The organism is Undibacterium sp. GW821-FHT07F11, assembly GCF_059418665.1.
In genome coordinates, this window is the sequence record NZ_JBWKQH010000003.1 from 1 (window position 1) to 13061 (window position 13061).

13 protein-coding genes are annotated in these 13061 nt (G+C 46.9%); 5 read left to right on the forward strand and 8 right to left on the reverse strand.

Annotated features, from left to right (window positions below):
- Positions 1-1788, forward strand: a 1788-nt coding sequence (locus AC07OI_RS07480) for a beta strand repeat-containing protein (RefSeq protein ID WP_495256771.1), incomplete at its 5' end; no start/stop codon positions are given.
- Between the two features lie 269 nt (positions 1789-2057).
- Here the strand turns inward: AC07OI_RS07480 and AC07OI_RS07485 are convergent.
- Genes AC07OI_RS07485 through AC07OI_RS07495 form a run of 3 tightly spaced genes read right to left on the reverse strand, consistent with a single transcriptional unit; the run spans position 2058 to position 4186 of the window.
- The gene (locus AC07OI_RS07485) at positions 2058-3017 is read right to left on the reverse strand and encodes a GlxA family transcriptional regulator (protein ID WP_492704162.1); all 960 of its coding nucleotides are present in this window, start codon (positions 3015-3017) and stop codon (positions 2058-2060) included.
- 6 nt (positions 3018-3023) lie between these two features.
- A complete protein-coding gene (locus tag AC07OI_RS07490) occupies positions 3024-3935 on the reverse strand; it encodes an EamA family transporter (RefSeq protein ID WP_495256772.1) in 912 nt (303 codons plus the stop codon).
- A 17-nt stretch (positions 3936-3952) separates the two neighbouring features.
- Entirely contained in the window at positions 3953-4186 is a 234-nt protein-coding gene (locus AC07OI_RS07495) for a DUF1272 domain-containing protein (RefSeq protein WP_492704165.1), read from the reverse strand.
- A gap of 127 nt (positions 4187-4313) precedes the next feature.
- On the opposite strand from AC07OI_RS07495, the gene AC07OI_RS07500 reads away from it, so the two are divergent.
- Positions 4314-4979 carry a ribonuclease HI family protein gene (locus AC07OI_RS07500; RefSeq protein ID WP_492704167.1) on the forward strand — a complete coding sequence of 222 codons (666 nt, stop codon included), beginning with the start codon at positions 4314-4316 and terminating at the stop codon, positions 4977-4979.
- A 32-nt stretch (positions 4980-5011) separates the two neighbouring features.
- On the opposite strand, the gene AC07OI_RS07505 is transcribed toward AC07OI_RS07500, so the two are convergent.
- The gene (locus tag AC07OI_RS07505; RefSeq protein ID WP_492704169.1) at positions 5012-5890 is read right to left on the reverse strand and encodes a LysR family transcriptional regulator; all 879 of its coding nucleotides are present in this window, start codon (positions 5888-5890) and stop codon (positions 5012-5014) included.
- A gap of 120 nt (positions 5891-6010) precedes the next feature.
- Between AC07OI_RS07505 and AC07OI_RS07510 the strand changes: the two genes are divergently transcribed.
- The 3 genes from AC07OI_RS07510 (at position 6011) to AC07OI_RS07520 (ending at position 8148) form a co-directional block, all read left to right on the forward strand.
- A complete protein-coding gene (locus AC07OI_RS07510) occupies positions 6011-6424 on the forward strand; it encodes a VOC family protein (RefSeq protein WP_492704171.1) in 414 nt (137 codons plus the stop codon).
- On the forward strand, positions 6421-7368 hold the full coding sequence (locus tag AC07OI_RS07515; protein WP_495256773.1) for a 2-hydroxyacid dehydrogenase: 948 nt from the start codon (positions 6421-6423) through the stop codon (positions 7366-7368). Before AC07OI_RS07510 ends, AC07OI_RS07515 begins: the two co-directional genes overlap by 4 nt.
- Before the next feature lie 321 nt (positions 7369-7689).
- Positions 7690-8148, forward strand: a complete 459-nt coding sequence (locus AC07OI_RS07520) for a cache domain-containing protein (protein ID WP_495256774.1) — start codon at positions 7690-7692, stop codon at positions 8146-8148.
- Between the two features lie 144 nt (positions 8149-8292).
- Here AC07OI_RS07520 and AC07OI_RS07525 read toward each other — a convergent pair whose 3' ends face one another.
- From AC07OI_RS07525 to AC07OI_RS07540, 4 genes are all read right to left on the reverse strand, one after another.
- Entirely contained in the window at positions 8293-9681 is a 1389-nt protein-coding gene (locus AC07OI_RS07525) for a hypothetical protein (protein ID WP_495256775.1), read from the reverse strand.
- A 295-nt stretch (positions 9682-9976) separates the two neighbouring features.
- Positions 9977-10681, reverse strand: coding sequence for a GDSL-type esterase/lipase family protein (locus tag AC07OI_RS07530; RefSeq protein ID WP_495256776.1), 705 nt, complete (start codon positions 10679-10681; stop codon positions 9977-9979).
- A gap of 36 nt (positions 10682-10717) precedes the next feature.
- Positions 10718-11584 (reverse strand): rhamnogalacturonan acetylesterase, encoded by an 867-nt coding sequence (locus AC07OI_RS07535; RefSeq protein ID WP_492704180.1) that lies wholly within the window; start codon positions 11582-11584, stop codon positions 10718-10720.
- Positions 11585-11654: 70 nt separating this feature from the next.
- On the reverse strand, positions 11655-12845 hold the full coding sequence (locus AC07OI_RS07540) for a rhamnogalacturonan acetylesterase (protein ID WP_495256777.1): 1191 nt from the start codon (positions 12843-12845) through the stop codon (positions 11655-11657).
- Positions 12846-13061: the final 216 nt, after the last annotated feature.

Below are 13061 nucleotides of genomic sequence, written 5' to 3' on the forward strand. Positions count from 1 at the left end.
GGTGCGATCAACCTGGCCGGTGCACAACTGTCCAACATCGAAAACATCACTGCGAACTCTGCGGTTGTGATTACTGCTTCCCAGTATGCTGCTCTGGTCGCTGCCCGTGCTGCTCTGTCCCTGAGCACACCAGTGATCACTTTCACAGGCAATGTGCCACATCAACTGACTATCGTTGATGACATCGCTGGTGTAAACAACATCGATCTGTCCTTGATCTCTGTTACTAGCGGCACTTTGGTGATTGACACAACGTCTTCTTCCAATGCAACTGGCGGCGGCGTGAACAACACGACAACATCCAATGCAGTGACAGTGTCTGGTGGCGCAACAGTAACAACAGGTGTTGTTGGTACTAACCCAGTCAACGGCGGCGGTACAGCTTTGACTCCAACAGCATTGACAGCTGGCGGCACATTCAATAGCACATTGAACGTGAACGACAATTTCACAGGCTTGACTGCAACTTTGAATGGTACAACTGTCAACGGTAATGCTGCTGATACAGATATCATCACTCTGGGCGATGCAGCTACAGTTGCTATCGGCAACGGTACAGCTGGCGGTACTATCACCAACATCAAAACTCTGAACCTGGCTAACGCAACTAACGCCATCACTTTCGGTGCAACTACCACTGGTATCACTACAGTGAACGGCGGCACAGGTAATGACAGCGTTGACGTAACAGGTGCTGGTGCTTCCTTTGCAGCTGGTAATGTGAATCTGGGTACAGGTACTAACAACCTGACATTGGGTGCTTTCACTTACGCTGGTACTTTCAGTGCAGGTGCAGGTACAGATACGTTGACTTTGGCAGCTAATGCTAACATCGCTGGTTCAAATATCTCCGGCTTTGAAAACCTGACATTGGCAGCGACTGGTAACTACACCATGACTGCAGCGCAATACAATGGCTTCACAGGCACTGTAACTGCAGGCAATACAGAAACTATCACTCTGACTACAGCCGGCACTATCGTTGCTAACGCAGCGCTGGAACGCTTCACACTGGCTAACGGTACTAACACTTTCACTGCTGGTACTAACACAGTGAGCGTTGTTGGTGGCACAGGTGCAGATACATTCAACTACACAGCAACACAAATCGCCGGCGCAACAACGCTGGACGGCGGCTTGGGTGCAGACGTTCTGAACATCGGTGCTATCGGTGCTAACTTGAACATCTCTGCTCTGGTTACTGGCGTTGAAACACTGAACGTCACTGGCTCTGCAGCAACTGGCTACACTTTCACCAATGAAAACGGTGCTGGTGTTGTTCTGAACTACTCCAAAGGCGCAACTGGCGACGTAGTTGTTCTGGGTACAGGCGGCCAAACAGTTAATCTGTTGGGTACAGCTGCGACAGCAGTAACAGTCACAGGCGGTACAGGTGCTGATACGATCAATCTGTCTGCAACTGCAACTGGTGCTGAAACTATCACTACTGGTTCTGTTCTGGGCAATATCGATACAGTGGCAAACTTCAAAGTTGCTGGCGCTGACGTGTTCAAAACTGGCACTGCAGCAACAACATTGAACTTGTTGTCTATCGCTTCTGCTGACACAGCAACTCTGGCAGCAGCTATCGCTACAGCAGCAACTGCAGCTGGCGCGACTCTGGCAGCTAACACCCAGGCTTACGTCATCACTGTAACTGCAGGTACAGCAGCTGGTACTTATGCCTTCCAAAACATCGGTGGCACGGTAGGTACTGTTGATGCAACTGACTTTATCGTTAAAATCACTGGCGCAGGTTCTATCGTTGCCGGCGACTTCATCGCTTAATTCAGTAAGCTATGCAGGAAAATGGGTAGCTTGCTACCCATGCAGCAGGGAGAGAATATCCTCCCTGTTGTGTAAAAATAAAAACCCCACCTCTGGAAAGCGGTGGGTTTTTTGCAATGTGACTTGCAATTGTTTTAAAATTAAGCCGATATAGATCGGTAACAAGGCCGGGGTAAGATCCCTTCACAGCACGATAAGAACAGACAAGCCCGTCACTGTAAAGTGTCGGGCTTATCTGTCTTTATTAAATGCCATTTGAGCCTGACGTGCTATCTGAATTGTCCGGCTGAAGGTGGGGCAGAAAAATGCATGTGCCAAATACGTCTGAATTGTCTTGCTGAGCCAAAACCGGCTGCTTCAGCAATACGTTCTATTGACCAATCAGTATTAGCCAGGAATTTACTCGCCAGCGATAAACGGAGTGAAGTCAGATAGGTTTGTATTGAAACTTCTGCATGTAACTTGAAGAGCCGTGTGACATGGCGTGTGCTGCTACAGGCAATATTTGCCAGTTCAGTCAAGTTCCAGGGATAGGCAGGATCTTTGACCATGGCATCCTGTATTTTGTGAACGATGGGATGCAAATGGTTACGACATTTTAGCCACGGCGATAATTGTGGGTCATTGCCCGAGCGACGCATGTACACCACCAGATTGCGTGCTACCGCACTCGCTGCCAACGGGCCGGCTAGTTCGCTAACCAGGTGCAGCGCCAGGTCTATGCCTGCAGTAACGCCGGCACTGGTACTGATACGACCGTCTTCAACGAAGATGCGGTTTTCTTCTATCCTGATAGAGCTATCTATTTCAGCTAATTCATGACAATGATTATGATGTGTGGTTGCCTTATGGCCACTTAATAAGCCAGCGTGAGCTGCCAGTAAGGCACCAGAACAAATGCACACCACCCTGTGATCGGAGTGCACATGTTGTGACAGCCATGTGATGGCAATTTGTGCGTCTGGCAGCGCATAGACTTCATTGCCGCCTATCAGTCCGGGCAAGATCAGGATGGTATTTTCAGCAAGTTGTTCCGGCAAAGCTTGCAATGGTCCTAGTTGCAAGCCAACAGAAGAGTTGACGCTCTGCTTGGGGCTGATAAAGTGCATCTCAAAACGCACTGCATCCTGATAGCGATTAGCGAACAAGAGCGCATCTGCTGGCCCGGCGATATCCAGGAGCAGAGTGTCTGATAACAATAGAAAATAAATTGGCTGAATGCGGGGCATGGTCAGTCAGGCGAATATATTGCGTAAATTGTGAGCCAGTTTTGATCCGAATACATTAATGAGTAAGCCCGCCATTACAGTAACTGCACCTAATAGCTGGATTTGACTCAGTTTCTCATCAAGCATCAGCCATGCTGCTGTCAAGCCAACCACTGGCACTATCAGTGTCAACGGTGCAACCAGATGGGTGGGTAAGCTGGACAGTAGTTTTCCCCACAAGGTATAACCTATCAGAGTTGCTGCGACTGCCAGATAAACAATAGTCAGGCCAGATGACAAACTCATATTGCTCAAGCTATGCAGAATGACATCGCTACCTTCAAAAAAATAAGAGAGCAAAAGAAATGGCAGTATAGGCACCAAAGCGCTCCATGACACCAGGCTCAATACATTCGTCACACCTATCTTTTTATTGATGACATTACCACTCGCCCATGAAAATGCTGCGCATAAAGTCAGCATAAAACCTGCCAAGGTCACTTGACTGCCTGAGCTGGCAATACTTGCGCTGCCCAATAATATCAGACCAACGCTAGCTACCAGCATGCCAAGTAAATTACTGGTGCGCAGCTTATCGCCAAACACCATAGCAGATAAACCGACGGTAAAGAAAGCCTGAGCCTGCAAAACCAGCGACGCTACACCGGCCGGCATACCAACTGCCATCGCTGTAAATAGAAAAGCAAATTGTCCAAGGCTGATGAACATGGCATACGCCAATAATAATTTGAAAGGCACTTTTGGGCGTGGCAAAAAGAAAATTGCCGGGAATGCCACCAACATAAAGCGCAGCGCACCCATCAGGAAGGGAGGGATGCCTTTCAAGCCTATTTTTATCACCACAAAATTCATCCCCCACAGCAAAATGACAATGGCAGCGATCAGTATATGGCGTGTGCTAAGGACAGATTTGGACATGGATTAGTCAACTGACGTTAATTTGTTTTTGCATGTACGCGTTTGTTCGACGCAGGATTGTTGAGCAACTTATTTTGAGGTCTGATAGGCCTGGGGACAAAATTTCCACCACAATTCGGACACACGCCTTGCAACGGGCCTTCAACGCAATTGCTACAGAACGTGCATTCAAAAGTGCAGATGCGGGCTTTGTCAGAATCCGCTGGCAAATCGCAGTCACAACGCTCGCAATTTGGTCTGAGTTCAAGCATGATACATTTCCTTTCTGTTGTGGGTGAATATCAAGAAGAATATCAGTTTTAATGTTACATGCCAGTGTAGATCGCGACCTATATCGGTCATATCAGGACATCTATTAAATCCAAATTACAAAGCTGTATGTATTTCAATTTTACACATCAACAACTAATCAAGATTGCCACACGCAAAGAGCATGCACTTAGCCGCCAATTGGCAAGGCAGGAAAAACTGCAACCAGTGCAGGCGCTTTTTAATCTGCTGGAACAAGCAGCACAGAATGCAGGTTTGCAGGACATCGCAGAACTTGCATTACAGCGCGATGCAGTAAAAGCGACAGGTGCAGCTCATAGATTGGCAAAGAAAGCAGAAAAGAAGAGAGACAGAAAAATTCAGCAACTTACCGCTTTGCCCTTAAATACGTGGCAAGCCTGGTTCGATGGCTCGGCTGTCCCCAATCCTGGAAAGTGTCAGATTGCTTGCATATTTAAAGCCCCGGATGGCCAAAATTTTGAATACGTAGGTCATATGGAATATGGTGACAGCTGCGATGCAGAATATAGTGGTTTGATTTTGGTATTGCGTCAGGCGCAACAACTCCAGATTGTGAACTTGCTTGTGCGTGGAGACAGCCAGGTCGTCATCAATGACTTTAATCAGATCAAGGCTAGTGACTTGGCGCGTATGCAGCAATATCGACAGCGGGCACAACAATTGGCCTCAGCTTTTGAGCAATTGCAGGTATGTTGGGTTCCTCGACACAAAAATCAAATGGCTGATGCGCTTACTCAAATCCGCTCAAAATAGCAAAAATGAACTCGGCTATTGATCAGATGAAATTAGAGCCGGTCAGATCGGGACTTGATCTTCAATGATTGAGTTAACAGGTCCAACATCGCAGGCCGTGAATGTAAGGTTTTTCTGAGTAATACCAATTCGCGTGCATATGCCGGATCAGGTATGCTGGTTAATGCACAATGCCTGGCCAGTTGCTCAAGACCTGACCAATGCGGTATCAAGCTAACGCCTACATCATCTGCCACGAGCATAGCGATGGTTTCAAGTGCATCAAGGTCGCACATGGCTTGCAGCTTCAAACCCTGGTCTTTAAGGTACTTTTCAGCATAACGCCCACCCCATGCCATCGGGTCATAGCGCAGATACGGTTTTGATTGCAGTGTAGATTTAATATCACCCTGTGGCACATACCTGGAAAGCAAAACAAGGTTCTCTGTCTTGATGCGGTATGCTGTCAGGCTTTTGGGCAATTCAAACGCTGGAATAACCAGTATCGCTGCGTCTAACTCTTCATCCAGTACAGCCTGATACAAGGAGCGGGATGTACCAGGCACGATACCTGGCTTCAGATTCGGGGCGTGCCTGTTCAAATGGCGTAGTACTGCGGGCAGCATGCCTGTCATTGCGGTAGAAATGGCACCAATCTTTATCGTGCCGGTTAAACCATCCGTGTCTGCATCACCAGCCAACAAACTGACTTCGCGCACAATATTGCGTGCCCGTGGCAATAAATGCAAACAGGCCTCAGTCGGCCTTGCTGCATGCATGTGTCTCGATAATAAAGGAAAACCCAGTTCCCTTTCCAAAGCCTGAATTCTCTGGCTGATGGCGGCCGCAGTCAGGTTTTCAACTCTCGCGGCTTCGGCGATCGAACCATACTCTATCGTTGCGATCAGGCTTTGCAAATACCGGGTGTCCATAAAAAATTCTTTTGAACTTCATAAAAATAATATGCTATCTCTTTCGAATGAATGGCGCTAGCATTTCAAGCTTGCTGAATCGCTATGCGAGCAACAATAATTCAACAAGGAGTCAAATGTATGAAGGCCTTATTTCACCTTGCCTATCACGTACACGATCTTGATCAGGCCAGGCAATTTTATGCGGGCATACTGGGTTGTTGTGAAGGGCGTAGCACTACCACCTGGGTAGACTTTGATTTCTTTGGTCACCAAATTTCCCTGCATTTGGGTGCGCCCTTTGCCACGACTAACACTGGTAGGGTAGGGGATCATATGGTGCCCATGCCTCATTTAGGCGTGATTTTAACGATGGCTGATTGGCAGAAATTGGCTGAACGATTACGCAGTCATGAGCTGACATTTGTGATGGAACCAGCGATACGCTTTGCTGGTCAGCCAGGTGAGCAAGCAACCATGTTTTTTCTCGATCCTTCAGGTAATCCTATAGAAATCAAAGGTTTCAACAATCTTGAAAGTGTTTACGAAAAATGACATCAAATGTAATTCCATTCTTGGCTGCGCCTGGTTACTCTCATACTCAAGCTTGGGTAGATGCACTGCAAAAAGCCTTGCCTGATGAGCAGATTCTCGATTTTGATGCCATGAGTGATGAGGATAAGGCTACTTGTAAAGTCGCCATCGTCGCCAACCCCAATCCGGAACAATTAAAGCAATTGCCACAACTGCAATGGGTGCATAGTGTCTGGGCCGGGGTGGAGCGCCTGGTCGCCGACTTGGGTAATACAAAATTGAAAATAGTACGCCTGATTGATCCGCAACTTGCCAGTACCATGGCAGAAGCCGTGTTGACATGGGCGCTGTACCTGCATCGTGAAATACCTGCTTATGCGAGACAACAGGCGCAAGGACTATGGCTGCCACGCACTTATACGCCTGCCCAGCAAAGGACTGTAAGTCTGCTTGGCCTGGGAGCCTTGGGGGAAGCTGCAGCCCAAAGTTTGGTGAGGGCAGGGTTTACAGTTTGTGGCTGGAGCCGTAGTGAGAAATCTGTTGCTGACATTGAATGTTTTACTGGTGAAAGTGAATTGCCTGCTATGCTGGCGAAAACCAGTATCCTGGTTTGTCTGTTGCCCTTGACACCTGATACCAGGGGGCTTATCAATGCCAAGGTGCTGACACAATTGCCGCTTGGCGCATCCGTGATTAATTTTGCCCGCGGCGCTGTCATCAACGACGAAGATTTGCATGCAGCCCTTGATAATGGTCATGTTTCGCATGCAGTTCTTGATGTATTTGAAACGGAACCATTACCGACATCAGAATGGCATTGGCAACATCCGCATGTGTCAGTATTGCCACATTGTGCGGCACCAACAGATAGAGCGACCGCTTCGCTGATTGTTGCTGAAAATATACGGCGCTATCGGAATAGTGGCGAATTACCGCAGGCTGTGGATATTGTCAGAGGGTACTGATACGCTACAAATGCTATTCCTGCAAAATTGAGCTTACTTTCCAAGAGAGTATGCAGGAAGCAATGTCTTGAAACGAGCCCTTTCTTATGCAACGGGAGATAGGGAAAAATATCTGTTAATTGACGCTGTATTTTGTGGAGACTGTTCTGGACAGTCTTATTGTCCAACAATATACTGATTTTCCATATGAGCTTCTGATGCTATTCGTGTCTCATATTCATTTTAAGGGAATTGAAAATCTTCTTGATACCATAATTGCATATTCAAACCTACAGTTTCGACGTTCTCAAAAATAAATTTTATTTCTTAAGGAGACGCACCATGAGGAAACTTTTTTCACTGATTTTATTTGCATTTTTATCCTTGGCGCTACAAGGTTTTACGCATGCGGCCGAAAATAGCAGCAGCGACCAGGCCAAGGCGATGGTTAAAAAAGTGATTGCCTATTACAAGGCAAATGGCAAAGACAAGACCTTTGAAGCTGTGAACGACACTGCTGGTCCTTTCAATGAACGCGATCTGTACGTCGTCGCATATGATCTGACGGGTACAGTCGTTGCACATGGGGCTAACAAGAAACTGATAGGCAAAAATATCATTGATCTTAAAGATTCTGATGGTGTGATGATCATGAAAGAACAATTATTGGCAGCGAAGGGCAAGAATGCAGGTTGGGTTAATTATAAATGGCCGCACCCTTTGACCAAGGAAATGACGCAAAAATCCATGTATAACGAAATCGTTGATGATGTCATGTTTGCCAGCGGAGTTTACAAATAACGCTCTGCATATCTCCAAAAAAATGAAAACATAGTTTCCAAATGGCAAGAAATTATGCGTCTATTTTGTTGTTAAAGACGGGAGCAATCAATACTCCCGTCATGCCTGTTTTCAGTGAATTATTTCACTTGATATCACTGTAGTTCAAAATCCCAACAAGCCTTTCAAGACATCTGTTGCCTTGACCTTGGGTTCTTCTTTTGGCTCAGGTCTTTGCTGCTGTTCTGCTTGCGATGCATTGTTTGACCTGCGTCCGCCCATATCACCCATGCCGCCCAGAATAGAGCTGTAAGTCGACTTCATGCGCAGCTTGGTCTGCCAGTCAGGTTCCCAGGCTATTTTGGGATCACTTGGACGTGGTGGATATGCAAAATAAGCGTCTGAACCATACGCAATCATGCGCAGCATGCCAGCACCTTGTTCACCAAAAATGCCCTTGGGGACATCACATTTGGTCGTGCTGGCAGGCAGGACGACTTTTTCATTAAGCCATTTATCAACATCTGCATTCGCTTGATAATCTACCAGACCAAAACCAAAGTCTGGTAATTCACTGGATGTCCAGAGCACGACTTCAGGATTATCACCGCCACCAGACTGACCACCCATGACGCTAATGAAATAGCCGCGTGCACTTGGCACTGGTTTCCATTCCAGGCCAACGCCGCCGGTCTTCTTGGTTTGTACCAGTTCAATCGCCGCCATCAAATCATTGTTTGACGCCAGATTGAGTTTGAAACTTTCAGGTATGCCATTACCAACAAACTGATGTTGTCCTACCAGTGAGGCTGTATCCGGCACTTTTCTATCATCGTTCTTGTTAGGCCATGCCGGGTTGCCAGGCTGCGAACGCGCGCCCTTGGTGACTTTGCCACGCATGGCAAAGAATTTTGCATAGTCCTCTGGTGACGCCTTGGAAGCATCGAGTGTGCGAGGTTGGCCGGGTCTTATAGTTTCACCACAGCCCCAGTAAATCGAAATCTTACCTTTGGGTTTTTCATAATTGGGCTCTGATGGTGTTTCTTCAGATTGGGTGTATTGCACAGGCTTTTCTGGAGCGGGAGCTACCAGCTTCAAGCTATCACCCAGATTCATGCCAACGGGTATCATCTGGTTGGCATCTGTCAGCGAGGTATTCTTGTTTGTGAAAACTGACACATCCATAAATTTACCGCTGACAAAACCCATGGAATGAGTATTGCCGAACACGTTTCCCCTGTCATTGTTAGTTGTGCCGCCACGAGTCATACCGCCCAATGCACCGAAAAATCCACCAGACTGCGCGCCCTGCATGGCGCCACCCATCATGCCGCCAGGCATATCGCTGGCATTGGTCGCCAAGTCGATATACGCAAAAGCAATCGGGGGTTTAACCACTTGTGTTCCAGTTTTTGTAGTGGTGGTTTTGCTTTGTGCACTGGCGGCGGGTTTGGTTTGTGATGTTGCAATCAGAGGGGCGGCTAATAAACCGCAGGTAATGAGCGTTGTTTTTAGAAAAGGCACGCTGCTTTTCTTTGTCATCAAAGTCTTCATGGAATAACTCCTGTTATCGATCAGTTGCTGAAAGAGAAAAACCAGAAAATTTTTTGAGGCTGAGGATGTTCTGGCTCAAACCCTTGAAAGGATTATGTTAGCGCAAAAGAATCGCAACAATACGGATTTGATCCAAACATTTGCTGCAAGAATTTATCTTCCTTGCAATTTGAGGATACATATTTAATTTCCACGCAGATGTGGACGCGGAAAATTAAAACAAAGACAGAGTGCTTTTTTATTGGTGCTGCGTCAAAGAAAAAAATGAAAATTGAATTTGCCAAAAATGGCTATATTATTTTTGGTTCATCATTGTCGAAAGCAAAGGTTCCAGGGCGTTTGCCCAAATTTCGTATCCTTCAGTAGATAAATGCAGCTTGTCCTTGCTCATACCTTTCCAGTTGTCACCCAGAGGTGGAAGTTGCGCAGCGAGATCAAGGTAATAGATGTTTTTTTGATCGTCCAGCGGTGCTAGTAATGTGTTGGTCGCTGCCATTTTTTCTGTCGCTCGCGCATTAGGTAAAATACTTAACAAGACAATTTTGATCCCAGAGAATTTCTTTTGAGTTGCCGCAATGACGGCTTTTACACCATCAGCAATTTCTTCTGGCGTATCTTGTACATTATTTGTGCCAATAAGGATGATAGCGATCTGAGGCGCAAAGGCAGACAGATCGATATTTTCAAGGCGCCAGATCGTATGTTGAGTTCTGTCCGAACCTAGTCCGAAGTCGATAGCGCGTTCTTCAAAATGTTTTTTCCATACGGGGGAGCCAGCTCCCCAGCGCCATTGCTCTGTAATAGAGTCCCCGATGAAAATAAGATCAGCCGGGCGATCCTTTCTGAGCGTTATATAGTCATTGAAGTAGACTTGATAAGCCAATTTCGGACTGTAATTCTGATCGCTTGCAACAGTAGTTGGCTGCTTGACTGGCAGCGAACCTACTTGCGCATTGCAAAGGGATGTGAATAGAAGAGCAGAAAAAAGTAAGCGTTTCATGAGGCGATCAATGATGGTAGAAATTCGTCAAAAAAATCACTCAGGTTGCGGTGAGATTAGACCAGCCTTAAGTGAAAGATAGTTGTTCAAACCATTGCTTGAAAGACCCTTGATGCCTGCAATGACAGATTCTGCATTGATCCTCGCACCAGTAATGTTGGTATGGGTGCGCTGATCGCTAAATAAGGTATCGACTTTTTCTTTACCCAGGACCTCATATGTTTTACCAGTAATAGCTGTGACATCAATCAAGGCTACCTGCGTTTCGTTTGCTACAGTGCTCGCCAGTTTGCGATGCTCGGCGAAATCATTAACCCAGTCTTTGTGTGGAACAGGTGTGGCGATGATGATGGAAATACCTTTAGCCCTGGCATCTTGTATATATTTCTTCAAATACCAGCCATAGCTATGTACGATCTCAATACTGCCATCTGGTTTGTTGATGATTTCGGTATCTTCACCGGTACTGCGCAAGGAACCCCTGAATTTACCTCTGGCATCCACTGGGCCAACATCATTGTGTCCAAACTGTACAAGCAAAAAATCACCGGCTTTCATTTCACCCAATACCTTTTCCCAGCGACCTTCCTGGATATAGGTGCGACTACTGCGGCCGCCTATGGCGCGATTGATGACATTGATCTTGCTGAGGTCAAAGTAGGGTGCAATCTCATCAGCCCAGCCACGCATGGGGGCATCACTGCGAGCTGTGGAGTCACCAACGATAAAGAAAGAGGGCAGTTTTGGATCTATCGCCTGTTTGGCCACCTGTTTGCTTTCTTCCACGATAGGTCTGTCATCTTCCTTGGCAGTCTGTGCTGAGGCTATACCGGTAACCGCCAGGAGGAGAGCGATTTGTATGGCCTTGCGCCAGGAGAGAGTAATTGTGTCGTGTATGATCATGAAAAGTCCTGTGAGCGGTGCAATAATAACAATTGGCCAAACTGATTATAAGGTGCGCATCAATAAGAACTCAACTGCCATCTGGTTTCTTGGTGCTGACATTGGCAGGACTGGCCGGTACAAAAAACGATTCAGGAGCATCCGGTTTTGCAGGATCGAAACTCTCTGATTGAGAAAGAATGGATTTTGCCAGAGGTAATTTGGCTTGGCGTACACCCTCAACTACGCACTTTGCCAGCTCGTAAGCGCCATAGGCATTGTGATGCGTACCATCGCCCGGTTTGAAGGCAAGTAATGATTTCTCTGGCCCCAGCGCTTCATAAAAAACCTTGCTCATGGCGTGTAAATCGATCAGGGGCAAGCCTTCTTCTTTGGCTACTTCGCGTACGGCATCCGGATAGCCCTTGTGTGAATTGGTGATTATCTCCCCATCAAACGTACGACGTTGCACCTGCGTGACCAGAATCACTTGCACATGCTTTTCAGCCAGTGCTGCTGTATAGGTTTTCAGATTGTTTTTGTAGGTGGCTGCATCTATTGCCTTCATGTCATTGTGCCCAAATTGAATGAACGCATAATCGTTAGGCTTGACCAGACTGAGTACTTTGTCCAGTCGGCGTGCTGCTCTGGACGAGGCCAGGGATTCGCCAGATTGCGCATAATTGGCGACACTGATATCGGATGAAAAAAAGCGTGGCAACATCTGACCCCAACTGGCATAGGGTTCGCCGGGTTGATCGGTGACGGTGGAGTCCCCCAGCAAATAAAGAGTAGGGATGTTGTCGATACGTTCTATCTCGATTGCTTCAAGGCTGGGGTGAGTGCCGTTGAATTCCAGTGTCAGCTTCTCATCCCAGGTAAATTGTTCTTCTGCTGTTTCACGCGGCTTTAGTTTTACTTCACCACCACCTGCAATGGCTGGACGACGGACATTAACAACAAAGCTTCTGTCAACTCGCTCACCTTTTTGAGTAACCACTTTCTCCAGCATCAGACGGCGTGTCTCGGCCTTCACCGTGGTTTCGGATACGCTATCAGCATCACCCAGTGTGACTTTTACACGGTAATTTCCTTCCGGTACTGCCACCGAGAACAGGAAAGGTTTGGTGCTGCTGACGCCAGTGCGGGTGCTAAGGATTTGCGCGCCGTTTTCAAAGCCATATCCAGTATCGACCGTATAGATAGTGTCGGGTTTTATAGCCTGGGACTTAGCTGCTGGTTTGACATTGAAATCAAATGAATATGTCTGCGCATACAGCATGCAGCTAAATGCAGCGCCGTTAAGAAAAATAAATGCGTTTAAAAGAGACAGTATCTTCATAAGTGAATGTGGTAAATGAGTGCGTAGGAACTAAATATGAGCAAACAAATTATCAAGGTATTTTAGGGGGGCCACGTAGCAAAGTGCAGCATCCTGAAAAACAATCAAGCCTATGATTAACGGTATGAAATGCAAGTGGCCTGCTGATTGCTATCA